This is a genomic window from Streptococcus sanguinis (assembly GCF_013343115.1).
GTDB classification, from domain to species: Bacteria; Bacillota; Bacilli; order Lactobacillales; family Streptococcaceae; genus Streptococcus; species Streptococcus sanguinis_H.
Genome location: NZ_CP054570.1, coordinates 870841 through 896874, shown reverse-complemented (window position 1 = coordinate 896874; position 26034 = coordinate 870841). Strand labels below are relative to the sequence as shown.

The following is a 26034-nucleotide window of genomic DNA, read 5'->3' as shown; positions in this document are numbered from 1 at the left end:
GTCCTCTTTTACGATTCGTTTTCTTCCTCTGCTACATCTTCTTTATCGTTTGCTTCGACGCTTGTAAAGGTGACAATCTGTGCATTTTGGTCCAGACGCATGACCTTAACTCCCATGGTTGAGCGGCCAGTCTGAGAAATATTCGCCACACTTGTCCGAATGATGACACCAGTATTAGTGATAATCATCAAATCTTCCTCGCCAGTTACTGTCATCAGACCGGCAAGAGGTCCATTCTTATCAGTGATATTGGCTGTTTTAATCCCTTTACCACCACGGCCCTTGGTTGGATACTCACTAGCAAGAGTTCGCTTACCATAGCCTTTCTCGGTGATGACAAGCACTTCGTCTCCCTCAGCAATCACACCAGCTCCAACGACCTGGTCCCCCTCTCGAAGATTGACTCCGCGAACACCAGTCGCTATACGGCTCATGCTCCGGACAGCTGTCTCATTAAAGCGGACAGAATAACCAAACTTCGTACCAATGATAACGTCTGCAGTACCGTCCGTCAGAAAGACATTGATTAACTCGTCTTCATCCTTCAAATTCAAAGCTTTGAGACCATTCTGACGAATATTAGCAAATTCTGTTACACTGGTCCGTTTGACCACCCCATGACGGGTAGTAAAGAAGAGATAGGAATCATCACTTCGGTCTTGCTGGACATTAATAATAGTCTGAATAGTCTCACCTTCATCCAGTTTCAAGAGATTGACCACTGGCAAGCCCTTGGCTGTCCGGCCGTACTCAGGGATTTCATATCCTTTGAGACGATAGACTCGGCCCTTGTTAGTAAAGAAGAGCAGCCTATCGTGGGTACTCGTTGAAACCAGCTCTTTGACGAAGTCATCATCTTTGACACCAGTTCCTTGAACACCTCGACCACCACGTTTCTGAGCAGTGAATTCAGCCTGATTCAGACGTTTGATATAACCTTTATTAGACAGGGTAATCAAAACATCCGCTTCCTCAATCAAATCTTCATCTTCAAGAGAAAGAACTTCTCCCACCATCAGCTCAGTTCGGCGATCATCCGCAAATTTACGTTTGACCTCGTCTAACTCTTCCTTGATAATAGCGATAACGCGCTCTGGCTTAGCCAAAATATCAGCCAAGTCTGCAATCAAGGCAATCAGCTCGTCATACTCTGACTGAATCTTATCACGTTCCAAACCAGTCAGACGACGAAGACGCATATCAAGGATAGCCTGACTCTGGCGCTCAGACAGTTCAAACTTAGCCATCAATTCAGCCTGGGCTTCTGCGTCCGTCTCGCTATTACGGATAATGCGAATCACTTCATCAATGTGATCCAACGCAATCAGCAAACCAGCTAAGATGTGCGCTCGAGCTTCCGCCTTTTCTTTATCGAAAGCCGTCCGTCGAGTCACTACTTCTTTTTGGTGCTCAATGTAGGCCAACAAAATCTCACGTAGAGATAGAATCTTTGGCACACCATTTTGAATAGCCAGCATATTGAAGCTGAAATTGGTCTGCATCTGAGTCAGCTTGAAAAGATTATTTAGAATGACATGTGCAGAGGCATCTCGACGAACCTCGATGACAAAACGAACTCCTTCACGGTTGGACTCATCACGAACAGCTGTGATACCATCAATTCGTTTTTCCTGCACCAGACGAACGATGTGCTCATGGACCTTGGTCTTATTAACCATGTATGGAAACTCGGTTACGATAATTCGCTCACGACCATTTTTCATCTCTTCGATTTCAGTGCGAGAACGAAGGACAATCGAACCCTTCCCTGTTTCATAAGCCCGGTGAATACCGGACTTGCCCATAACCAGTGCTCCTGTCGGAAAATCTGGTCCAGGCAGGACTTCCATGATATCGCGAGTTGTTGCCTCTGGATTATCCATGACAAGCTTAACCGCATCAATAGACTCACCAAGATTATGCGGTGGGATATTGGTCGCCATCCCAACTGCAATCCCTGTCGCACCGTTTACAAGCAAGTTAGGGAAGCGAGCAGGAAGAACTACAGGCTCTCTCTCGCTGGCATCATAGTTGTCAATATAATCAACAGTGTTTTTATTAATATCACGAAGCATCTCCAGAGCAATCTTGCTCATTCGTGCTTCTGTATAACGCTGAGCAGCAGCCCCGTCTCCGTCCATAGAACCGAAGTTTCCATGGCCATCTACAAGCATATAGCGATAGCTCCACCATTGAGCCATCCGTACCATCGCTTCATAAATAGAGGAGTCTCCGTGCGGGTGATACTTACCCATGACATCCCCAGTAATACGAGCTGATTTCTTGTGAGGCTTTTCAGGCGTCACGCCCAGCTCATTCATACCATAGAGAATCCGACGGTGAACTGGCTTTAGTCCATCACGAACATCTGGAAGTGCCCGAGCCACGATAACGCTCATCGCGTAATCGATGAAACTAGTCTTCATTTCACTAGTCAGATTAACATTTACTAAGTTTCTGTCTTGCATTAAAAAATGCCTTTCTTTCATATTAAACTACCCTTTATTATACCACATTTTCTTTAATTTTTCAGTATTTTGAACCGTTTGTAAAAACGTTTACATCGCTAGATACACAAGTTGACCGTGACAAAATATCGCAAAAGTGGTAGAATGAATGTGTACGGGAAATATTCCCTAAAAAAATAAGGAGATGTTTAGAAATGACTGCTACTAAACAACATAAAAAAGTCATCCTTGTCGGTGACGGTGCTGTAGGTTCATCTTACGCATTTGCTCTTGTAAACCAAGGTATTGCTCAAGAACTTGGTATCATTGAAATCCCTCAATTATTTGAAAAGGCTGTCGGTGATGCTGAAGACCTTAGCCACGCCCTTGCCTTCACTTCACCTAAAAAAATCTATGCAGCTACTTATGCAGACTGTGCGGATGCTGACCTCGTTGTTATCACTGCAGGTGCACCTCAAAAACCAGGTGAAACTCGTCTTGACCTTGTTGGCAAAAACTTGGCTATCAACAAATCTATCGTTACTCAAGTTGTTGAATCAGGCTTCAACGGTATCTTCCTTGTTGCTGCTAACCCAGTTGACGTTTTGACATACTCTACATGGAAATTCTCTGGTTTCCCTAAAGAGCGCGTTATTGGTTCAGGTACTTCACTTGACTCAGCTCGCTTCCGCCAAGCTCTTGCTGAAAAGATTGGCATCGATGCTCGTTCTGTCCATGCCTACATCATGGGTGAGCATGGTGACTCTGAGTTTGCCGTTTGGTCACATGCTAACGTTGCAGGTGTAAAATTGGAGCAGTGGTTGCAAGCTAACCGTGACTTGAACGAACAAGACTTGGTTGATCTTTTCATCTCCGTCCGTGACGCAGCATACTCAATCATCAACAAAAAAGGAGCAACTTACTACGGAATCGCGGTTGCTTTGGCTCGTATCACAAAAGCTATCCTTGACGATGAAAATGCTGTATTGCCACTATCAGTCTTCCAAGAAGGACAATACGGTGTTGAAAATGTCTTCATTGGTCAACCAGCTATCGTTGGTGCACACGGTATTGTACGCCCAGTAAACATCCCACTGAACGATGCTGAAACACAAAAAATGCAAGCTTCTGCTAAAGAATTGCAAGCAATTATTGATGAAGCATGGAAGAATCCTGAATTCCAAGAAGCATCTAAAAACTAATTATAAAAAAACATCTCCTAATACAAGGGGATGTTTTTTTGTTGCTTTATACAGATTTGTCAGCAAAAATATCAGTCAAATAAGGTACGATGAGATTTCCCTCTAGGTCTTTCAAAGAAGTAACCCAGACAAAGTCTGAATGCTCTTCTGGATCTAATATAATATCACGCTGCTCCGTAATCCTACCCGCATAAACTAAGCGTGTAAAAACAGTATCTTTGCTAGAATCAAACTGGCTATCTTCATGGATAATTCTATCAATCTGAATCTTTTGATTAACCTCCTCCATAGCCTCGCGTAGAGCCGCCTCTCTGGGAAGTTCATTCTCTTCTACACTTCCACCTGGAATATCCCAATAAGATGGATAGACATTAGGAAGGCTGCGCTTTATTTTAGAGCGTTTGATAAGCAAATACTTTCCGTTTTTCTCTATTAAGGTATGGGCGATTAGTTTTACTATCAATGCATTCTCCTCCAAGAAAGAAAAAAAGACTCCGAAGAGTCCAATTTTAAGTCATCCACCCTGAGAGAATCGAACTCCCATCTCAAGAACCGGAATCTTACGTGATATCCATTACACTAAGGGTGGCAACTAATTCATTATAACTGATTTTCTCTGAAAATACAAGTGAAAATCAGAAAAAGAAGTTGAGATTTCTCAACTTCTTTTACCTAATTACAATTCAATATCGCCAAACAAATCAGCCATTGAGAATCCAGTTTGAGTTTCTGGAAGTTCAAAGTCACGTTTTTCTTGACGTTTTGGACGACGAGGACGTGATTGACGTTTCTCATCTTTTTGTCCTTCTTCTTGAGCTGGACGTTCTTCAAGAGCCTTGATAGAAAGTGATACACGCTCATCAGCAGCATTCACTTCAAGAACCTTAACAGTCACTTCTTGACCAACCTTAAGGGCATCCTTAGGGCTTTCAACACGTTTGTGTGAAATTTGTGAAATGTGAACCAATCCATCGATACCTGGCAATACTTCAACGAAAGCACCGAAATCAGTTAAACGTTTTACAGTTCCTTCAATCACATCGCCTGCAGCAAGTTTTTGCTCAACGCCATCCCATGGTCCAGGTGTTGTTGCTTTAAGAGAGAGAGACACACGTCCTTCTTCTTCGTTCAAGTCAAGAACTTTTACTTCGATTTCATCACCAACTGATACAACAGACTTAGGTGATACATTGCGTTCATGCGACAATTCAGTCAAGTGAACTAATCCATCAACTCCGCCAAGGTCAATGAAAGCACCGAAGCTAGTGATGCGAGCAACTTTACCAGTTACAATATCACCAACGTTCAACTTACCAAAGACTTCAGCACGTGCTGCTGCAGCTTCAGCTTCTACAATCTCACGACGTGAAAGGATGAAGCGGTTTTCTTTTGGATCTACTTCTTTAATCTTAGCATCAAACTCTTGACCTACAAAACGCTCAGTGTTACGAACGAAACGAGTATCAAGCATTGAAGCAGGAATAAATCCACGGAGTCCTTCAAACTCAACTGAAAGTCCACCTTTAACAGCACGAGTGCCCTTAACAGTGACAACTTCTTCTTCACGACCAACCAATTTGTCCCAAGCTTTGCGAGCTTCCAAACGTTTTTTAGATACCAGGTAAGTTACTGTGTCTGTATCTTTACCCACTACTTGACGAAGAACAAGCAATTCAAGTGTTTCACCTGGTTTTACAAGGTCGTTGATATCAGCGTCGCGGTCATTTGTCAACTCACGAAGAGTCAAAACACCTTCAACACCAGTTCCAGCGATTGCAACATTAGCTTGGTTAGCGTCAACAGTCAATACTTCAGCAGTAACGACGTCACCTGGCTCAACTTGGCTAACACTGTTTAGCAAATCTTCAAATTCATTCATCTAAAAAAATCCTCCAACAATCAAGCTTACGCTTGACATACTACTTATTTATTTTCCTAAGCACCCGCAAATGACATTGATCTATCGTTAACGATTTCCATCCTATAAAGAAATAAAACACCTAAAGACATTTTATTATTTTATCAGATCTATTACCTAAGAACTGGGGTAGCTGGATTCGAACCAACGCATGAGGGAGTCAAAGTCCCTTGCCTTACCGCTTGGCTATACCCCAAAAAGAGCGCTGACAAAAGTCACTTTATCATCGTCACAATGAACGCTAATGGAGAGAGAGGGATTCGAACCCCCGAACCCGAAGGAGCGGATTTACAGTCCGCCGCGTTTAGCCTCTTCGCTATCTCTCCGACAATCAACGCTATCTATTATAACATTGATACAATGAAAATGCAAGCCCTATTTGCTTAAATTATAGGTTTCAATCAAAGTTTCCACGGCTCTTTCAAGTTTTTTATAAAAACTTTCAGCATTTCCATTTTTGATGATTGCAAACTGGCCATCTAGTTCGGCAATCTCTCCGATAACCTTCTTGCCAATAGCAAGACTATAACCGTCAAATTGGTCTGCTCCGACCTTCACTTTGCTGTCTGTGATTTGAATTTCAATTTTTTTATCTTTTTTACTCATAACTTACCTCTTTCAAATTTCTATTGTACACGAAAATAGCTGAGTGCGCAAGCTATCTTAGGCTAGAATCACAGAAAAAAACTGCCCAATCAAGGACAGTTTTTAGATTATACTTTTACAATCCAACCTTCTGGCGCTTCAACATCGCCGAATTGGATACCAGTTAATTCGTCATATAGCTTGCGAGTGACTGGACCGACTTCTGTCTCGCTATAAAAGACATGGAAATCATTGCCGTGCTGGATACCACCGATAGGAGAGATGACTGCAGCTGTTCCACAAGCGCCAGCTTCAGTGAATTTACCCAAGTCTGCCAGTGGAACATCTCCCTCAATCGGCTTGAGTCCTAGTCTGTGCTCCGCCAGATAAAGCAAAGAGTACTTGGTAATAGATGGCAAGATTGAGGGACTGAGTGGCGTTACAAACTCATTATCCTTGGTAATACCAAAGAAGTTGGCAGAACCTACTTCTTCAATCTTGGTATGGGTTGCTGGATCCAGATAAATCACATCTGAAAAATGCTTATCCTTGGCAATCTTTCCTGGTAATAAGCTAGCAGCATAATTGCCTCCCACTTTTGCTGCACCTGTTCCGTGCGGTGCCGCGCGATCATAGTCATCTGACACAATGAAGTTAGTCGGAGTCAGACCGCCTTTGAAGTAATTACCAACAGGCATTACAAAGATCGTAAAAATATATTCTTCAGCTGGTTTTACGCCGATAATATCGCCGACTCCAATCAAGAGAGGTCGAATATAAAGGGTTCCGCCTGTTCCATAAGGTGGAACATATTCTTCATTAGCTCGGACAACCTGCTTGACTGCTTCTACAAACATTTCTGTAGGAACTTGCGGCATAAGCAAGCGGTCAGCTGTTCGCTGTAAACGCTCCGCATTTTTATCCGGACGGAAAAGCTGAATACTGCCATCCTTAGTTCGATAAGCCTTCAGACCCTCAAAAGCCTGCTGACCGTAGTGAAGGCTGGGAGACGACTCAGAGATATGGAGCGTAGCGTCCTCCGTTAACGTTCCTTCTTCCCACTGGCCATTGCGATAGTATGCTATGTAGCGATAAGGCAGTTTCATATATGAGAATCCTAGATTTTCCCAGTCAAGATTTACAGTCATGGTCTTTCTCCTCTTCTTCCAAACTTCATTTTTAGATACTCCCTATTTTACACCTTTTTAAGATATTTTCAAGTATTATTTTCAATTTTCAGAAAATTTTGTTATACAATCTTTTTTCTGCTATCAAGATTTTAGAAATTGAAAAAACCAGCTCCTGCGAACTGGTTTGATGATTACTTGATGTAAGCTGAGAAGACTTCTTCGTCTGAAATGGTATCAGAAATGAAGCTGCCGTTGCTAGTTCTCTCAGATAGACTGAGATCAGCTAGATTAATCTCATAGGCAGTTCCTTTATTGGAAAGCACCTGCAAAATCTGATCCTCACTAGCTTCTGCTTCTGTGGTGAAGAGGTCAAAGTCCACTGCTTCACCAAAGACTGGTCCGGCTGAAAAGACACGATGCGGCTTGGTCTTAAGCTCTCTCAGAACTTGAAGACCGCGATTTGCCCGACTGGTAACAGGAATATCTGCGACTGCCATACGCTTGAGCGAACCACGCTGAGTCAAGAGGTAAAGTGAGTCTGTATTGGCGATAAAGGCTGCTGCTAGGACATCGTCTTTCTTGAGATTGATGGCTTTAACCCCAGCTGCCTTAGCTCCGATGACAGGAACTTCCTCAATATTGAAGCGAAGGGCATAGCCATTCTTGGTCACGAGCATAACATCATCCAGCTTAATCGGCGCCAGAGCAATGACCTGGTCGTCTTCATTTTTCAGCTTAGCAAACTTAAGCGACTTAGACTTGTAGGTCCGCCAAGGACTAAATTCCTTGCGCTCTACACGCTTGATTTGACCTAACTTGGTCGCTGCAAAGTAGGTTCCCTCCTCAAAGCTGTCCAGTAATTCCGTATAGATAACCTCTTCCTTGGTATCAAAGTTACTGATGGTCTGGCTGAGGTGTTCTCCGATTTCTTTCCAGCGGATATCTGACAGCTCATGAACAGGACGGTAAATAACATTTCCAAGACTCGTAAAGATCAGCAAATGCTGAGTCGTCTTGGCCGGGCTAACAAAAATCAGTCTGTCATCGTCACGCTTGCCCATCTCTTCTAGGGTTGAAGCAGAGAAAGAACGCGGACTGGTCCGCTTGATATAACCAGAACGAGTCACGCTGACATAGGTCTCTTCCTCAACAATCAGACTAGCCGTATCAATCTCAATAGCGTTTGCCGTATCCTGCAGCTCACTGAGACGAGGATTGCCAAACTTCTTCTTGACATCGCGGAGCTCTCGCTTCATAAGATTATACATAGTGCGCTCATCACCGATAATGGCTGCCAGCATGGCAATCTTCTCGCGCAGCTCTGCTTCTTCCTCTTCCAGAACCACTACGTCTGTATTGGTCAAACGGTAGAGTTGGAGAGTGACGATAGCCTCAGCCTGCTCCTCAGTGAAATCATAGCTAACCTTAAGATTTTCCTTGGCATCTGCTTTGTTTTCAGAAGCACGAATCAGGGCAATAACCTCGTCCAAGATGGAAATAACCCGAATCAGTCCTTCCACGATATGAAGTCGTTTTTCAGCCTTGGCCTTGTCAAAACGGCTGCGAGCCAGAATAATCTCCTTGCGATGGGCAATATAACTAGTTAAAATTGGTACAATCCCCACCAAACGAGGCGTGAAATTGTCAATCGCCACCATGTTGAAGTTGTAATTGACTTGCAAATCAGTGTACTTGAAGAGATAGTTGAGAATCAGCTCAGTATTTGCGTCTTTCTTGAGCTCAATGGCAATGCGAAGACCGTCCCGGTCGGATTCGTCCCGAACCTCAGCAATGCCAGCCACCTTATTATTGACCCGCACATCGTCAATTTTCTTGACTAAGACTGCTTTATTAATCTCGTAAGGAATCTCGGTGATGACGATTTGTTCTTTTCCGCCCTTTAGCTTTTCAATCTCAGTTCTGGAGCGCACCACGACGCGACCTTTACCAGTCTCGTAAGCTTTCTTAATCTCATCTCTGCCTTGGACAATGGCTCCTGTCGGGAAGTCTGGACCAGGTAGAAACTCCATGAGTTTGTCCACCTTGGCAGACGGATGGTCAATCATATAGATGACCGCATCAATGACTTCGGCTAGATTATGAGGTGGAATGTCGGTCGCATAACCAGCGGAAATCCCAGTTGCTCCATTGACCAAAAGATTAGGAAAGGCTGCCGGCAGAACAGTCGGCTCCTTCTCGGTATCGTCAAAGTTCCAAGCAAAAGGAACAGTATCTTTCTCGATATCCTGCAAAAGATAGCCAGCCATCTCAGACAGCCGCGCCTCAGTATAACGCATAGCCGCCGGCGGATCACCGTCCATAGAACCGTTGTTGCCATGCATCTCAACGAGAATCTCACGGTTTTTCCAGTCCTGAGACATGCGGACCATGGCATCGTAGATGGAGCTGTCACCGTGAGGGTGGAAATTCCCCATGATGTTCCCGACAGACTTGGCAGACTTGCGGTAGCCCTTGTCAAAGGTATTGCCGTCCTTGTTCATGGAATAAAGAATACGGCGCTGAACAGGCTTCAAGCCATCGCGAATGTCCGGCAAGGCCCGCTCCTGAATGATGTATTTGGAGTAGCGACCAAAGCGCTCTCCCATGATGTCCTCGAGGGACATGTTTTGAATGTTACTCATAGGATACAGAGCCCGTAAAATACAAAGTGAAAATAGGCAATTCTTGCTGTGAGCGATGCTCACAAGAGAATTTATCTTTTTCACACAGTATTTAGGGCGTGTTCAACTCCTTTCAAAGAATGTAGAGTATTTTTTTATAAAATAAAGGATATTTTACGGAAATTAGTCCCGTGTTCAGTTACTATAAGTAACCAAACTATCCTTTCTGTAGTTTAATGTTTTAAATTACGTTCTTTATATAGTCAGTGATTGGGAAGTCTTGCCTCAGCATACTCAATCATCTTCTCTGCGCTTTCTTTGTCATAGTGGAAGCCAGTTTTGAGAGAGAAAGCTTGTGCTTCTTTGTGGAAAAATTCCATGGTAGCAAAGAGAGACCTGGTGATTTTTTTCTGTTCGGAAAAGTCAAGCAAGGCTGCAAATTCTTTCTCTTTCTCAGCAGGCAAATACTGAAAGAGGTACTTGTAGTTCTTGCCAACATCAACCGTCCCCTTATCTGCTGCCACTTGCCAAGCTAAAAGCTTGAGCAATTCTTGTTGACAGATTCCATACAGATGATCCGTCGCATAGACAAGGTGGTTTCGATGAATGCCCTTGACTACATAAGCTGACACCCACCAGAATTCATTGCAGGATTTGTCAAAGTCAGTCGCACTGGCTGGTGCCGTCCAATAGCGCTTGGGTGTCGGTGCATAAGGAGCAAACAGCCCCTGCACGTCATCCAGCACAGTGAAATCTGCTTCGCTATCCACCCACTCTTTGATGTGCACCTTAGGACAAAGAGTCAAATCTATCCGATTGCCATCTTCAAAAAGCATGAGATAGAGGCGGCGATGGTCTAGTAGGACATGCTGCTCGATCATGCGCTTGCCAAACTGGTCCAACCAAGCAAGGTCAGCCACCAGACCATCCAAATCCTCCACGATATAGACCACATCATAGTCTTGGAACTCGTCCTTGGGAGCATTTGGATTTGTCCGCGAGCCGGACATGGCGACTGCATCAACTTGTAGCACTTTTGCGGCTTGCAAAATTAAATCTAGCATTTCGGGTTCAGTTCTCATGGGAATACCTGCCTTTTTAGGAGAAACTCTTGATTCTGTAGAGGACATGTCTATAAAGCGGACTGTCTGCTGGAACTTTTTCATTATCAAATTCTTTGACAAATTCCATGCTCAGTTTTTGCATGACTTTCTGAGAAGGTTGATTGAGTAAGGATGTAAAAGAGTAAACTTCTGATAAGCCAGCTTGCTGAAAAGCAAAGTCTAGACAGGCTTGGGCAGCCTCCGTCGCATAACCATCTTGGCTAGTTCAAGCGAATCCGTCAGACCCAGTTTATTGTCAAGCGTCATTGGCTGTCTCCTTTCGTCAGAAGTTGCTAGTTCGCCTCCACCACTTCTTCTTTAACCTTCTTAGCTGGTTTGCGTTTTTTATAGCGGCTGCGAATGGTGTTGAGGTGGTCGCGAAGATTGACCACGTGAGTTCTTTCAGGATAAGCATAAGCGATGATTGCAGTGAAATCCACTAGAAAATCATAGATTTCTTGCAGCTTGAGGCGGACGTTCTTATTCTGGCTCGGTGTCTTACCCTTAAGCTCAGTCAGGCGCTCCTTGTAGACCTTTTCAAAGGCCTTCTGAGCGGCAGCAAGACTGTCGACATGGGCTTCCAGATGAAGCTTAGCCAGTGCTGTCTGATAGGCCGGCTTTTTCAGCTCTTGGAGCAAGTGGTTGATGCCCTCGGTCTCCTTTTCCAAGCTAGTCGCAGCTAGACCGGTGTAGTTTTTCAGAAGCTGAGACAGGGTCTCATAAGCTTCCTTGGTCGCTGCATCCTTGACCCTTGCAAAGGCCCGAACTAAAGACTGGAGCGTGCCCAAGGCATCATCGCGCTCGCGGTCAGCCTGATCCAAACTAGCCACCAGCTTGCTGGACTTGGTCTGATGAAGCCCGCCCTGCAGCTGTTCCAGAAGTTTGTCCATCTCATCCAGCTTGGTCGTGTAAATGCCATCCACCTTATTTTCCTTGATAAATGCCGCAACCTCGCTCCGACTCTCGGACATGAGCTGGAAAAATTCGTTGTTTTCTAAAGTCTGAACATCTACACTAGTAATTCCATAAATTTTTTTCATTTCTATAATCTCCTAAATTTTTTATTTATTTTAACTTTAATTCCCTTTTTATCTTTTCTGATTTTCTGAAAAAGTTTTTTGCTTTAAAACCGCTTGCCAGAAAAATAAACGTTCGTCTTTTACTCAAAAAATACTCGCCAGATTTTCTGCCAAACAGAATTTGCCCCAAAACACTCCGTCAGAAAATCTGACGACCTCACTTTAGCTCCAGTGAGCTTGACAGAAAATTTGGTGAGGTGTTTGTTGTATGTTATGGCACATTCATCAAAGTGCTTACTATATTTTTGCATTAGCAAAGGTTCTAGCAGCATAATATTTATCATAAATTAACTCACTATTAAAAGTATTGATTAGATCTTTATTATAATCAATATCATCATTTAAAGCATGATTCAATTTAAATAAGAATAAATAAAAATCACCATAAAAAGTCCCCCTTTCCTGTTTATACACAGGAACTCGAATATCTATAGAATATTCTTGTTTATCTTCTATTCTTTTCTTACCACATTTAACAGCTACATTATATTTCAATTCACAACTTCTATCAACTAAAACGGTAAACTTAACATCATTAGAACCATGAGTTAATCGTTGGAAGCAAGTAACAGATTTTTGTTTGGTGTCTTCCAGCAAATTAATCAATGGAACTTCGCCCATTCCAGGACCAGCAAAACCTCGCGGGCTATTGTGAAATCTCTTTTCATTTCTATCGTAAACTACAGTTAACATTAGATCAGGTATTTCTTTTCCAGTATTATCAAAAATTGAAACTTCTAGAAATTGTAATTTGCTATTTTGTTCAAATTCAGAAACAAATTCATCGAATGGAAATATAATTAAACTCTTAATATCTCCAGACTTTAAAATCAGAGGATTTTGTAGAACTTTCTTTGTTTCATAAATTTCCTTAAAAGTATCTTTCTCAATCCTAGTAAACTTAACAATATACTGGTCTACCATTGACTCTTTAGTTCCATTGTTATATGCTAGCAACACAAATTTCTGATTTCTTTCGTAAAAACCACCATCGTATTGAATATCTTGAAAATCATTATTGTTTTTCCTGATATTATATAATTCAATTTCTGTTACTGATTGAGTAGTACTTCTTTTATTTTCTACAGTTAGAGTGTTTAATATAAAATTTGAATATAATTGCTGTCCAGAAGTTGCTGGTTCAGGAAGTCCATTTCTGTTATTTATGTTTAAAATACTATTTCCAACTATATATATCTTTTTTGCATTGTCAAATCCATTTTTTAAACTATGCACTATAAATGGTCCCAAAATCGTAGTCATTATCAGAGCTAATACTACCCACCACCACTGTTGTGATATTGGTAAATTATTTTGCTGAACATTTTGTATTGCTATAAACATACTTTGCTATATCCCCCTAAAACACCATCTCCCCACTCTCCTCAAGCGTAAACTTAACATTATCTTCAATCCACTTGCGGCGTGGTTCGACCTTGTCCCCCATGAGGACATTGACACGGCGTTCGGCGCGAGCCAGGTCTTCAATGGTGACGCGGATAAGGGTGCGGGTGTCGGGATTCATGGTCGTCTCCCAGAGTTGATCGGCATTCATTTCACCGAGCCCCTTGTAGCGCTGAAGCATGGCTCCCTTGCCAAACTTGCGGCGCAGGTCATCTAGCTCGCCATCGGTCCAGGCATACTCGACGACTTCGCTCTTGCCCTTGCCCTTGGACATCTTGTAGAGAGGCGGCAGGGCGATATAGACGCGGCCAGCCTCAACCAGCGGGCGCATATAGCGATAGAAAAAGGTCAGCAGCAAGGTCTGGATATGGGCACCGTCGGTGTCCGCATCAGTCATGATGATGATCTTGTCATAGTTGGCATCCTCAAGGGTAAAGTCTGTACCAACACCCGCTCCAATCGTGTAGATCATGGTGTTGATTTCTTCGTTCTTGAGAATGTCGGCCATCTTAGCCTTGGCAGTATTGATAACCTTACCGCGCAGGGGCAGAATGGCTTGGAACTTACGGTCACGGCCTTGCTTGGCAGAGCCGCCGGCAGAATCTCCCTCGACCAGATAGAGTTCGTTCTTGGCTGGATTCTTGGACTGGGCCGGAGTCAGCTTACCAGACAGCAAGCCCTTGTCTTTCTTATTCTTCTTGCCATTCCGACTTTCGTCACGCGCCTTACGGGCTGCTTCCCTAGCATCTCTGGCCTTGATAGCCTTGCGGATAAGATTAGAAGCTAACTCGCCATTTTCCAAGAGGAAGAAAGTCAGCTTGTCAGAAACGATAGAGTCCACGGCTGGACGAGCCAAAGGACTGCCCAGCTTGTCCTTGGTCTGGCCTTCAAACTGCAGGTGAGCCTCAGGGACCAGGATGGACAGGACAGCAGCCAAACCTTCGCGGTAGTCCGATCCTTCCAGATTCTTGTCCTTTTCCTTGAGCAGGCCGGTCTTTCTGGCATAGTCGTTCATGGCCTTGGTAATAGCGGTCTTGAGTCCCGTCTCGTGAGTCCCGCCGTCCTTGGTGCGGACGTTATTGACAAAGGACAGGATATTATCGGCGTAGCCGTCGTTGTACTGGAGGGCCACCTGAACTTGGAAGCCACTCTCCTCGCCCTCGAAATAGAGGACAGGAGTCAGGGTTTCCTTGTCTTCATTGAGATAGCTGACAAAGTCTTCAACCCCGTTTTCATAGTGAAACTCTACTTCTTCGCCAGTCCGCTCATCAGTCAGCGACAGGCGGACATTCTTGAGTAAGAAGGCTGATTCCTTAAGCCGCTCAGCAATAGTATTGTACTTGAAGTCCGTCGTTGAAAAAATCGTATCATCCGGCATGAAGGTCACTTTGGTTCCAGACTTGGACTTAGGTGCAGTGCCGATTTTCTTGAGCGTGGTGACTGGTTTCCCACCATTTTCAAAGCGCTGCTTGTAAACAGTCCCATCCCGTGTGATTTCCACTTCCAGCCAACTGGACAGGGCATTGACAACAGAGGAACCTACACCGTGGAGACCACCTGAGGTCTTATAGCCACCTTGGCCGAACTTACCTCCGGCGTGGAGAACGGTGAAGATGACCTCAACCGTTGGAATACCCATAGCGTGCTTGCCGACTGGCATCCCGCGTCCGTGGTCTGCGACCGTCAGACTTCCGTCTTTGTTTATCGTCACATCGATTCGGTCGCCGAAGCCTGACAGGGCCTCATCAACAGCATTGTCCACAATCTCCCAGACCAGATGGTGAAGTCCCGCTCCATCAGTTGATCCGATATACATCCCTGGACGTTTGCGGACCGCATCCAACCCTTCTAATACCTGAATGGCATCGTCATTATAATTGTTAATATTGATTTCCTTTTTTGCCACAAGAACCTCCTAATGATTCATCTTTTCTATCTTACAAGTTTTTGGCAAATATTGCAAAGATTTTTTTGAAAAAACTGCTGATAAGAACTGATTTCACACGAAAAACGATCCAATATCCGAGTAGACATTTCCTGCTATAAATTCTATCCTTTTCTATTGTAAGAAAGCGAAATAATGGTATAATAAAATCATGATGAACACGATAATTGGATTAATACTAGCATACTTACTGGGCTCTATTCCGACTGGGCTTTGGATTGGGCAAATTTTCTTTAAAAAGAACCTGAGAGAATACGGCAGTGGCAATACCGGAACGACCAATACTTTCCGTATTTTGGGAAAGACGGCAGGGACGGCTACTTTTGCTATCGACTTTCTCAAAGGAACTGCAGCGACCCTGCTGCCTTTCTTTTTGCATATTGAGGGAGTTTCGCCGCTTGTCTTTGGTCTCTTGGCCGTAATCGGTCATACTTTTCCCATATTTGCTGGCTTTAAGGGCGGCAAGGCTGTGGCAACCAGTGCAGGGGTTGTTCTGGGCTTCTCACCAGCCTTCTTTGTCTATCTGATTGTTATCTTTGCCAGCATCCTTTATCTGGGAAGTATGATTTCTCTGGCAAGCGTGCTCTCAGCAGTCATCGCTATCCTGTCTGCTCTGCTCTTTCCTCTAGTTGGCTTTATACTGCCCAGCTATGACCTCTTCTTCACTCTGATTATCATTGCGCTGGCTTTGATTATTATCCTTCGGCACAAGGACAATATCCAACGTATCAAACAGAAAAAAGAAAACTTAATCCCTTGGGGCTTAAATATCACACATCAAAATCCTAGAGCTAAGAAATAAAACGGAAGTGAACAACTTCCGTTTTATTGTGTCTTCTAACTAGTCTTCTTTGTGACTTTTCTTGATTCCTGCCAATCCAAAGAAACCTAAAACCATACCAACTAAGCTCAGGGCAACTGTTGATTCGCTGCCTGTCTGTGGCAGTTCTTTAGCTGCAGGATCCTTAGTGAAGGTCTTGGCAATATGAACTGCTACTTGCTTGGTTTGTTTTGGAGTATTAACCAGTGGAGCTGCCTGTTTTCCAGGATCAGCTGCTTTGGCACCAGCTGGGTAGGAAGCTGCATTAGCCGGATCCGTTCCTTGCTTGATTTCTTCAATATCTGTATAGCCATCACCGTCTGTATCCTTAGTGGATGAAATAGAGATAGCGCGTGAGTTTGGATTGATAACCGCATAGGCTGTCAAATCAGCTTTTGCCAGATAGTCTGCGAAGGCCACATCCATAGATGGTCCTTCCTCGCGAGGGCCGCCCAGCATGGTATAGCCGTCACCACCAGCAGCCAAGAAGTCATTGGTTGTCAGATAGTAGGTCTTATTTGGATCAAGAGGCTCATAAACACCCGTTTCTTTGTTCTTAATCTCAATGTGGAGGACACGTTGATTAGCTGGCAGAGTGGTATCGTAGTAGACTTTAGCTCCAGAGATTTGCAGGTAGCCACCACTTGGTTCTAGCAAGGGTTGTCCATTCTCATCCAGCACAGGCTTGCCATCTTTTTCCTGAAGAATAGAGCCCAGAGATTTAGCAAACATATCTGCGATATTTTGACCAGTCACCTTGATTTGTGAAATGGTGTTTCCAAAAGGCAATACAGCGATGACATCTCCCTTGGTGATTGGCTTGTCTTTAGCAATAGTTTCGCGTAGGCCGCCCCCGTTAGTAACAGCTAGGTCTGTTTTATTGGCAAAGCCAGTTTGACCATAATCGTAGAGAGCATCGGCTACGACATTGCCCAGATTGGTTTCCCGAACGCGGACATTTTCACGGTCGCCATTAAGCTCTACAGGGCTGTTTGCCACGATAACCTTGGCGTTATCAGCGTCGTATCTAGCTTTAATCTTGCTGACCATGTCTGCTACAACTGGGTCTGGAGTGACTTTTTTAGCTGTTTCAGCAGGGATTTGCTGAGGATTTCCCAGAAGTTGATTGGCTTTGAAAGTTACTTTTCCGATATTGTGTAGGTAGCTACCGGTCTGGTTGTAGGTGACATTATCGCCATAAGTCGTAGACTCTACTGTGTGGGAGTGGCCGTCAATAACGGTTACGCGCTTTCCTTTGAGCTTAGGATTTTTAGAAAGAGCTTCAGCCAAGGTTGAACCGCGCCACTCAGTCGGTGTGGTCGTGTCAACACCCAAATGAGCCAGAACAACATAGTTTTTGTAGTTCTTTCCTTCTGCCGCTGCGCGTGCTTCAATTTCGTCAATAACCCGATTAACCTCTGTGATTGGATCAGTGAAGGTCACACCTTGGATGTTTTTAGGGTGAGTTTTTGTAGCAGTTTCTGGTGTTGTCACACCGATTACTACGAATTCGTCTCCCTCAACCGCTGGATCCTTGTCTACAATGGTAGAGGCTTGGAAAACTCGAGCATTATTAGCGTAGGTATTGGAGCTGAGAAGTGGGAATTTAAGAATTTCCTTGTATTTCTTTGCCTCATCTAGACCAAAGTCAAACTCATGGTTCCCGACTGCCATAGCATCGTAGCCTATTTCATTGAGGATTTTAGCCCGTTCTTCCCCTTTTGAGCTATTGGAAATTGGCAGCCCCTGGAAGGCATCACCCGCATCCACAACTAGCACTTTAGGATTTTTAGCGCGCTCTTCCTTGATAACAGTAGCCAGCTTAGCATCACCGATAACGCCTTTTTCCTCTACGATGCGGCCATGCACATCGTTGGTATGGAGAATTGTAGCCTCTGGCAAGTTTTCAGACTGGGCTGGAGCAGCAGCGGCTTCTGTCGCAGCTGGAGCAGCCAGAGCAGCTGTATTCTGACTATCTGCTGGCTTTTCTTCTGCTGAAGCTGCTGGAGCAGTTGGTTGCGCTGCAGAAGCTGTCTCAGCAACTGGCTGATTGGTCAACTCAGCCTTTGCCGGCTCTGGACTAGCCTGTGCCTCTTCTGCAGAGACTTGATGAGCCAAAAAAGCAGGTGCCAAAAGCACTGTCGATAGAACAGGTAAGATGAAAAATTTCTTCTTCATATAACGAACACTCCTCTTTAGTATTTTGTTATATTATACATCTTTTTTGCTTAAAAAGGAACTAAACCGCTACTATTTCAACAAATATTCGGTTTTTCAGAAAATTACTAGAAAATTTTCTGTGTTAAAAAAGACCCTGAAATTCATCAGAGTCTAATCTGCATTATCCTTTAAAGACAACTTCCCCATCACAGATGGTAAACTTCACTTGGCCTTTAAGCTTTTCACCAACAAAAGGTGAATTGGCTGCCTTGGAGGCAAAATGGTCCGTCACAAGTCTATCTGCTTCTGGATCAAATATTGTCAAATCAGCAGGACCATCCTGAGCGATGAATCCAGCATCAAAACCATACAACTGAGCTGGATTAAAAGTCATTTTCTCTAAAAGTTCCATCAAGCTCAGATGACCAGCCTCAACCAAGTAGGTCAGTCCCAGAGAAAGCGAAGTCTCAAGACCAGTCATACCAGAAGGCGCCTGAGTGATATCTGCTACATTTTTCTCGTCAGCATGATGTGGAGCATGATCCGTCGCAATGACAGAAATGACACCAGATTTGAGCCCCTCGATAACCGCTAGCCGATCCGATTCTAAGCGCAGAGGCGGATTCATCTTAGCATTGCTGCCCTTGACCAATAGCAGAGCTTCTGTCTTAGAGAAGTGCTGAGGCGCTGCTTCAGCAGTGACTTGAGCGCCTAGCTTCTGAGCGAATTCCACCACCTTTACACTCTCAGCCTTGGACAAATGCTGGATATGTACATGAGCCTTTGCATCATAAGCAATCATGACATCGCGTGCAACCATGCTGTATTCTGCCACACCTGTCGCGCCACAGATATGAAAATGCTCTTTGGCAATATGCTCGTTAAAACCGAGTATGCCATTGAGATTAGGGTCTTCCTCGTGCAAGCTGATAAAGGTATCGTTTTTACGCGCTTCTACGAGGGCTTGGCGGACAATGCCAGCGTTGGTCAGCGGAATACCGTCATCAGAAAAACCAACCGCTCCTGCTGCCAAGAGACCTTGGAAATCTGTCAGATGCTGCCCATCAAAATTCTCTGTAATTGTTGCAACCGACTTGATATGGATATTTTCACGACCAGCCGAGTCCAGCACTTCTTTCAGAGTTTCAACTGTAGAAATGGTCGGATTGGTATTGGCCATCATAACAACTGTCGTAAAGCCACCTGCTGCCGCAGCCAAAGCCCCCGTATGGATATCTTCCTTATGAGTCTGGCCTGGCTCCCGGAAATGCACATGTATATCCACCAAACCTGGAGCCACAACCAAACCACTGGCATCGATAACTTTTGCATCTTCAGCCTGCAAATCTTGACCGATTTTGACAATTTTCTTCCCCTCAACCAAGAGGTCAGTAATTTGGTCAAAACCAGTCTTAGGATCCATAACTCGTCCGTTTTTGATTAATAGCATCATCTTATCTCCTTATTCGTAAAAGTCCACCTGCGTATCCAACAGCTTATCTCCATCATAAACAAACTTTGCAGAAAAGAAAGGCTTGTCTTCTAAAAGCCACTCAACAAAAGTATGATCGCCTTCCCAGGTTGGTTTAGACAAAACCTGATCATAGGGCACCCATTCCAAAGTCCCTTCGTTGCAGTCAATCAGTTCCCCCTCAAACTCCGTCACCTTGAAAACATAGGTATACCAGTCCAAGTTGGGAGTAAACTCAGGAAAAGTGATAACGCCTTTAAGAACAGGCTTGGCCTTTAGGCCCGTCTCCTCTAGAATCTCGCGCGCAGCGCATTCCTGTGGGGTTTCTCCTCGCTCTAGCTTGCCACCGACACCAATCCACTTCCCAGCATGAACATCGTTGGGCTTTTTGTTGCGGTGCAACATGAGAAATTCTCGGCCATTATCGATATAACAAATCGTTGCTAACTGAACCATACTACCTCCTAAGCCAACCAATCGATAGGTTCCAAGCCCTTATTCACTAAGAAATCATTGGTACGAGAAAAAGGTTTACTACCAAAGAAACTACGGTAAGCAGACAGCGGGCTTGGGTGAGCCGACTCGATTATCAAATGTTGAGGATTGCTTATCAAGGCTTTTTTCTTGCGGGCGTATGAACCCCATAGGATAAAGACGACTGGATCAGACTTTTCATTGACTACCTTGATAATAGCATCTGTAAATGGCTCCCAGATTAAACCTGCATGCGCATTGGCCTGACCAGCAGGCACAGTCAGCCCAGCATTGAGCAAGAGAACACCTTGCTGAGCCCAGGAAGTCAAATCATGCGACTCTTTCACTCCGATATCATCAGCCAGTTCTTTGAGAATATTTTGCAAAGAAGGCGGAGCTGGAATATCATCAGGTACTGAAAAACTCAAGCCCTGTGCCTGTCTTGGTCCATGGTAGGGATCCTGCCCCAAAATAACCACCTTAACATCTGCTAAATCTGTCGTCTGAATCGCATTAAAAACCTTTTCCCGAGGTGGGTAAATGGTCCCTGAAGCATACACTTCGTCTAAAAAATGATTGATTTTTGCAAAATAACCTTCCGGCAGCTGTTCCTTAATCAAAGCGTGCCAAGCTGAATGCTGCATATATGTCTCCTCTCATTTCCTACGATAAAATTCTCTTACCTTATCCACCTAAGCGCTCTTTTGAGTTCTGCTGTGCCATTTTCCAGAAAACAAGAACCATGAGCTAGGATGATTTTTTCTGGTTGCCAAGCCAACATCTGCTCTAGACATTCTTTGGCTTCTTTTTGATGACCGATAAAGGTCATGCGGTAGTCAATAGGTGTCTGGCCATCCGGAGCTGCAACTCGAACTAATTTATAAGCTTTGCCGCGAATCTGACTTGGAAAATGCTCTGTTTCAAAATTCTCAATCAAATCTGTTAAAATCAAGGTTTGACTGTCCTTGTGAAAAAAGACAACTTCCTCAATATAAGTACTTCCCTTGAAAACCAACTGATCTATCTGACCTGTCCAAGCTTCAGGAGCCTCATCCGTCAGCTTTTCATCAAAATAGACTGGGATTTTCTGCTTGGCCGCTCTCTCTTCAACACCTGGGCTAGACCAAGCAATTGCCTCCGGATAACGCTTCTTCCAGTCAGCAATATAAGCATAGTGAATCTTATTAGGTGAAACGAGATGTGCGACCGGTCCCAAAGCGTCCAACTGGTCAAACAAGGCTTGATTTGGCTGGATTGGTGAATGGCACCAGAGCTGACCATTTGATAACTTGATAACAGTCATGCGGGTAGAAAAAGGCAACTTTGTCACCACAGCATCCATCTCAATCAAATCACCGTCAACAATCCAGATATTCTCAGCAATGGGCTTCAAGCTATAAAGCGGTTCATAGATAGGAACAGGTCTTTTCATTTCAAAGAGTCCTTCTTTCTAGTCCAAAAGCGAAACTTCCCTAGGGCTTGAGGATACTGGGCTAATCCTAGGGCGGATAGAATCAAAATCTGTGGCAAAAACTGAATCAGATAACGCGTCTTTCCTCCTTCAAAAATCTGCAGAAAGAGCAGGCCGCCAAAAACAGCTAAGGTTAGAAAATTCAGTTCATCACTAGAGCGATATTTCCAAAGGGCAAAGACAAGTCCTGCCGCCATGACAATCCAAACCACCTGCTTGGACAGCGAGAAATAGACAAATTCTGACTTGTCAGTGTTCAGAAAGAAGTCACGGACAAACTGAGTTAAAGGATTATCCTTCGTATCTTGGTAAAAAGGCGATATATAAGGCGTCTTTTCATTTTCGACACTGCGGTAGAGCCAGCCCAAATCTCCTTCTGCTACAGTCAGAGACTGCTTATGGAAGAGATGATGAGCTAAAGTCAAAGGATTATATTCACTTAAACGCCGCTTGATTTCCTTGATAACATATTCCTTAGCAAACATGCCATTGTTATAGTCATATTGCTTATCAGGCTCAATATACTGCAAGAGCCCTTCTTTCATATCTTCCTGATTGTGGCCATTGAAGGTCAGACCTAGATTAATAAAGAGCAAGGGGCCTTTTTCCAATCCCTCTCCCTCCATAATCGGCACTTCCGTCTGGTGCTTGGACCAGTAATGCAGCGGAGCATAGCTAATCGCAAAACTGCAAGCAAAAACGACTAGTGTCAGAAAGAACTTGTTCCAGTTCTTTTTGAAAAAGAGGACTCCGAAGACAGCTATCAGCAGAATCATTACTGTTGGTCTAAAGAAGAAAGCCAGACTAGTCATCAGACCAAGCAAAATACTGCGCCAAACCAGCTGTCTACCGGTTTCTTCCCCCTTCAGCAATCCTAGAACTAGGAAAATCTGCAGACTAATGAAAGGCAGGGGCGGAATATCCGTATACATTGAAAAGAAATAAGGAGAAAAGCCCAGTAAAAGCACATAAAGACTAAAGACAGCATCTGCAGCCTTTTGGGAAAAATACTTTTGGCAGCCCTTATAGAGAATCAAGGCCGTTACGTTAGTATAAGCAATATTCAAGGCTTGCATGACCCATAGACCAGATTCCCCAAATACATTAAAGAAAAAACGCTCATAGAGAAAGAGAGAGACATTGTTAGGGTTGCGGGTCAGATAGTTAGAAATGGAGCTTTCTTTCAACGTTTTAAAAGCCCCTGTAAAGACTACTGCTGCATCCCGCCTAATCAAAAGCTCAGCTGAAAAGAGCATAATCAGCTGAAAAATAAAGGCAGCTAGCATAATAAGAAGTTTATGCTTCATCAGCCAATGATAAGCTTTTTCTAGAAAAATCCGATAGCGATAGGCCAGATAAGCCAAGCCAGCAAAGGCAATTATAGCTATACTATTCAGCTCTGCAACATGCCAGATGGCAATCAGAAACCAGTGAACAGCCGTAATCAGCATAACTTTCTGTAATATCGAAAAGGATAGATGATAAATCTTAGACATAGCTCTATTATACCAAACGCCGAGACTTTAAGCCATTTTAAAAGGCAATACAAAGACGTTTTACTGAAAAATGACCTGAATAAGAGTCAGATCATTTTATTTGTATTCGGTCTAAGACTGCCAATTCTCTTGGTCATGCTTAAATTTCTCAAGCAAGGCCAAACCCTCTGGACTGACATAACCCTCTGCTTCAGCCAGAGTGATTAGCTCAGTGTAGTTAGAAAGGATCACCAATTTCACACCCGCTTCATTGAAGTTCTTTTCTGCTTTTGGCAGCTCATAGGTAAAGATGGCCGCTGCGCCAATCACATCCGCACCTTCACGTTTGGCGGCAGCGATAGCATCCAAGACTGAACCACCAGTCGAGATTAAGTCTTCGATGACAACCATCTTCTGCCCAGGCGCTACGCGACCTTCGATTTGATTGCCCGCTCCGTGATCTTTTGGTTTGCTGCGGATATAGGCAAATGGCAGGTTCATCTTATCAGCGATAATGGCTCCGTGAGGAATACCTGCTGTCGCAGTTCCAGCAATGACTTCTACATCTGGAAATTCCGCCCGAATCTTTTCGACGAAACCATCCTCAATCAAGGTCCGAGTTTCTGGATAAGCCAATGTCACACGGTTATCCGTATATATAGGTGACTTGATGCCCGACGCCCATGTAAAAGGCTCTTCTGGCTTCAAATACACTGCTTTGATTTTCAATAAATCACGCGCAATCTCTTTTGCTAAAGTCATTTTTTGCTCCTTATAAATTTGAAATTTTATGATACTGTTAATTTTTATAAACGATTTAATTCGAATTTCTTGTTTTTGCCTAGCTATTCCACTGCTTCTTGATCTCGTGATAAGCATCCCAAGGATTTTCAGCTTGGATAATCGGACGGCCGACTACAATATAATCACTGCCGATTTGATGGGCTTCCTGCGGTGTCATGACCCGTTTTTGGTCGCCGATTTCTGATCCAGCTGGCCGAATACCCGGCGTCACACAAAGAAAGTCATTTGCAGTTGCCGCCTTAATCAGTTCCACTTCTTGAGCTGAGCAAACGACGCCATCCAAACCGGCTTCTTTGGCCTTCCGAGCGTAATTGACAACAGATTCCTGAACAGTAGTCTGGATGTTTTGACAATCACGCATATCTTCCTCACTGGTCGAGGTCAGCTGGGTCACCGCAACCAACTTAGCCTTATCCCCCAAGACCTTCTTAGCTTCGCTCATCATTTCCACACCACCCGCTGCATGGACCGTCACCATGTCAATACCAAAGGTACCTAGGACAGACATGGCTGAGCGCACTGTATTGGGAATGTCGTGCAGTTTCAAATCCAAGAAAATGCTGTGTCCCAGCGCTTTCAGATAATGAACGATTTCTGGACCGATGGCATAGAAGAATTCCATACCGATTTTGACATAGAGTTTTTCATCTTCCGGAAAATGCTCCAAGAAATCTTTGACATCGTCAAAAGATGGAAAGTCGAGGGCGATAATAGGCCGTTCTTCACGCATGAGGGGAAAATCTCCTTTTAAATTATTATCTTTAAAGAAGTCTGCTAGGCAATCCTATCTCAAAACCAACTGTCACGCTAGGTTCATAGACATAGAAAAACCTTGCCCGAGAGCAAGGTTACACGAAAATGTGGCAGTATCTGCCATTCAAACGTATGTACCTTAGTAGCCTCTCTGGACTTCTTTAAAGGTTATATTTAGTTCATTCTATAATTTCACAGCAGGATTGTCAAGTAAAAATGTAACTTTAAAGCAAATTCTCTCGAACTTCTTTTCGTAAGCTTTCAAGACTTTCGATGCCGTATTTATCCATAGCCTTAGGCAAATTTTCAATGATGGTCGGGCAGGCATATGGATTTGTGAAATTGGCAGTTCCCACTCCAATGGCTGAAGCGCCTGCTATAAACATCTCCAGAGCAGCCTCCGCAGAATCAACTCCTCCCATACCAATAATGGGAAGTTTGCTTGCCTGCGCCACTTGACGGATCAGCTTGAGCGCTACAGGAAAGACAGCAGGGCCAGACATGCCACCAGTGCCATTGGCGATAATAGGCTTGCGCGACCTCAAGTCAAATCGCATACCTACCAAGGTGTTAATCATGGTAAAACCAGCAGCACCAGCGTCTTCAACAGCCTTGGCTACCTGAGTAATGTCTGCTACGCTCGGAGTCAATTTGACATAGACTGGTACAACAGAAGTCTCTACTGCTGCCTTGGTTGCTTCGTAAGCCAACTCTGGAACTTGGCCAATCAAAAGGCCAGCATTTCCATGGTCAACATTAGGGCAGGAGATATTGAGCTCAATAGCCTTTACATTAGAGGCTTGAGAAATTTTCTCAGCCACTGTGGCATACTCTTGATTGGAAAAGCCTGCTACATTAGCTATGATTGGAAGATTGGGATAATTTTTTTCCAACCAGGGCAGTTTTTCAGCTAGAACAACCTCAACACCTGGATTTTGCAGGCCAATGGCATTGAGCATACCAGCGGGCGTTTCTGCCACACGCGGAGTGGGATTGCCAAAGCGGGGGTCCAAAGTCGTAGCCTTTATCATGATGGAGCCCAGCAAGTCTAGATCATAGTATTTGGCATATTCCTGTCCGAACCCAAAGCAGCCGGATGCTGGAATAATTGGATTTTTCAGGTCCAAGCCTGGCAAGGAAACTCTTAAACGTTGATCACTCATTCTTTCCCC

At 44.1% G+C, this 26034-nt stretch carries 21 protein-coding genes, 3 tRNA genes and 1 pseudogene; 2 read left to right on the top strand and 23 right to left on the bottom strand.

Going from position 1 to position 26034, the window contains the following annotated elements; all coding sequences use genetic code 11:
* Positions 1–8 precede the first annotated feature (8 nt).
* On the bottom strand, positions 9–2468 hold the full coding sequence (gyrA, locus tag FOC72_RS04435) for a DNA gyrase subunit A (protein WP_032914161.1): 2460 nt from the start codon (positions 2466–2468) through the stop codon (positions 9–11).
* Positions 2469–2662: 194 nt separating this feature from the next.
* Here gyrA and FOC72_RS04430 point away from each other — a divergent pair, with 194 nt between their 5' ends.
* Positions 2663–3649 carry an L-lactate dehydrogenase gene (locus FOC72_RS04430; protein WP_002895436.1) on the top strand — a complete coding sequence of 329 codons (987 nt, stop codon included), beginning with the start codon at positions 2663–2665 and terminating at the stop codon, positions 3647–3649.
* Between the two features lie 46 nt (positions 3650–3695).
* Here FOC72_RS04430 and FOC72_RS04425 read toward each other — a convergent pair whose 3' ends face one another.
* The 13 genes and pseudogenes from FOC72_RS04425 to parE all read right to left on the bottom strand — a co-directional run bounded on the left by FOC72_RS04425 (position 3696) and on the right by parE (position 15395).
* Positions 3696–4112, bottom strand: coding sequence for an NUDIX hydrolase (locus FOC72_RS04425; protein ID WP_032914160.1), 417 nt, complete (start codon positions 4110–4112; stop codon positions 3696–3698).
* A 54-nt stretch (positions 4113–4166) separates the two neighbouring features.
* Positions 4167–4238 (bottom strand) — tRNA-Arg (locus FOC72_RS04420).
* Between the two features lie 87 nt (positions 4239–4325).
* Positions 4326–5528, bottom strand: a complete 1203-nt coding sequence (gene rpsA / locus FOC72_RS04415; RefSeq protein WP_002895434.1) for a 30S ribosomal protein S1 — start codon at positions 5526–5528, stop codon at positions 4326–4328.
* A gap of 163 nt (positions 5529–5691) precedes the next feature.
* Positions 5692–5763: transfer RNA gene (locus FOC72_RS04410), tRNA-Gln, on the bottom strand.
* A 49-nt stretch (positions 5764–5812) separates the two neighbouring features.
* A tRNA-Tyr gene (locus FOC72_RS04405) sits at positions 5813–5893 on the bottom strand.
* Positions 5894–5942: 49 nt separating this feature from the next.
* On the bottom strand, positions 5943–6173 hold the full coding sequence (locus tag FOC72_RS04400) for a DUF2969 domain-containing protein (protein WP_002895433.1): 231 nt from the start codon (positions 6171–6173) through the stop codon (positions 5943–5945).
* 107 nt (positions 6174–6280) lie between these two features.
* A complete protein-coding gene (locus tag FOC72_RS04395; RefSeq protein WP_002895431.1) occupies positions 6281–7300 on the bottom strand; it encodes a branched-chain amino acid aminotransferase in 1020 nt (339 codons plus the stop codon).
* Between the two features lie 173 nt (positions 7301–7473).
* Positions 7474–9924, bottom strand: a complete 2451-nt coding sequence (gene parC / locus FOC72_RS04390) for a DNA topoisomerase IV subunit A (protein WP_032914308.1) — start codon at positions 9922–9924, stop codon at positions 7474–7476.
* 242 nt (positions 9925–10166) lie between these two features.
* Positions 10167–10985: an aminoglycoside 6-adenylyltransferase gene (locus FOC72_RS04385; protein WP_032914306.1), complete on the bottom strand. Its 819-nt coding sequence runs from the start codon at positions 10983–10985 to the stop codon at positions 10167–10169.
* 16 nt (positions 10986–11001) lie between these two features.
* Positions 11002–11220 (bottom strand): annotated as a pseudogene (locus FOC72_RS04380) (GNAT family N-acetyltransferase); the annotation flags it as partial.
* 79 nt (positions 11221–11299) lie between these two features.
* The gene (locus tag FOC72_RS04375; protein ID WP_002895428.1) at positions 11300–12046 is read right to left on the bottom strand and encodes a DUF6261 family protein; all 747 of its coding nucleotides are present in this window, start codon (positions 12044–12046) and stop codon (positions 11300–11302) included.
* A gap of 276 nt (positions 12047–12322) precedes the next feature.
* Positions 12323–13429, bottom strand: coding sequence for a hypothetical protein (locus FOC72_RS04370; RefSeq protein ID WP_002895426.1), 1107 nt, complete (start codon positions 13427–13429; stop codon positions 12323–12325).
* Between the two features lie 16 nt (positions 13430–13445).
* A complete protein-coding gene (parE, locus tag FOC72_RS04365; protein ID WP_002895424.1) occupies positions 13446–15395 on the bottom strand; it encodes a DNA topoisomerase IV subunit B in 1950 nt (649 codons plus the stop codon).
* Positions 15396–15585: 190 nt separating this feature from the next.
* On the opposite strand from parE, the gene plsY reads away from it, so the two are divergent.
* Entirely contained in the window at positions 15586–16236 is a 651-nt protein-coding gene (gene plsY, locus FOC72_RS04360; protein ID WP_002895423.1) for a glycerol-3-phosphate 1-O-acyltransferase PlsY, read from the top strand.
* A 39-nt stretch (positions 16237–16275) separates the two neighbouring features.
* Here the strand turns inward: plsY and nt5e are convergent, their stop codons facing one another.
* The 9 genes from nt5e to FOC72_RS04315 form a co-directional block, all read right to left on the bottom strand.
* Positions 16276–18432 (bottom strand): cell surface ecto-5'-nucleotidase Nt5e, encoded by a 2157-nt coding sequence (gene nt5e / locus FOC72_RS04355; RefSeq protein ID WP_002895421.1) that lies wholly within the window; start codon positions 18430–18432, stop codon positions 16276–16278.
* A gap of 163 nt (positions 18433–18595) precedes the next feature.
* A complete protein-coding gene (locus FOC72_RS04350; RefSeq protein ID WP_032914305.1) occupies positions 18596–19864 on the bottom strand; it encodes a dihydroorotase in 1269 nt (422 codons plus the stop codon).
* A 12-nt stretch (positions 19865–19876) separates the two neighbouring features.
* The gene (locus FOC72_RS04345) at positions 19877–20341 is read right to left on the bottom strand and encodes an NUDIX hydrolase (RefSeq protein WP_002895418.1); all 465 of its coding nucleotides are present in this window, start codon (positions 20339–20341) and stop codon (positions 19877–19879) included.
* 8 nt (positions 20342–20349) lie between these two features.
* Positions 20350–21003 (bottom strand): uracil-DNA glycosylase, encoded by a 654-nt coding sequence (locus FOC72_RS04340; protein ID WP_002895416.1) that lies wholly within the window; start codon positions 21001–21003, stop codon positions 20350–20352.
* A gap of 35 nt (positions 21004–21038) precedes the next feature.
* Positions 21039–21791, bottom strand: coding sequence for a DUF4336 domain-containing protein (locus tag FOC72_RS04335; RefSeq protein ID WP_002895415.1), 753 nt, complete (start codon positions 21789–21791; stop codon positions 21039–21041).
* Entirely contained in the window at positions 21788–23326 is a 1539-nt protein-coding gene (locus tag FOC72_RS04330; RefSeq protein WP_002895414.1) for a glycosyltransferase-like membrane protein, read from the bottom strand. The genes FOC72_RS04335 and FOC72_RS04330 overlap by 4 nt, the downstream gene beginning before the upstream one ends.
* Before the next feature lie 111 nt (positions 23327–23437).
* The gene (gene pyrE / locus FOC72_RS04325) at positions 23438–24067 is read right to left on the bottom strand and encodes an orotate phosphoribosyltransferase (protein WP_032914157.1); all 630 of its coding nucleotides are present in this window, start codon (positions 24065–24067) and stop codon (positions 23438–23440) included.
* 79 nt (positions 24068–24146) lie between these two features.
* Positions 24147–24839, bottom strand: coding sequence for an orotidine-5'-phosphate decarboxylase (gene pyrF, locus FOC72_RS04320; protein ID WP_002895411.1), 693 nt, complete (start codon positions 24837–24839; stop codon positions 24147–24149).
* Positions 24840–25086: 247 nt separating this feature from the next.
* Positions 25087–26025, bottom strand: a complete 939-nt coding sequence (locus tag FOC72_RS04315; RefSeq protein ID WP_002895409.1) for a dihydroorotate dehydrogenase — start codon at positions 26023–26025, stop codon at positions 25087–25089.
* Positions 26026–26034 lie beyond the last annotated feature (9 nt).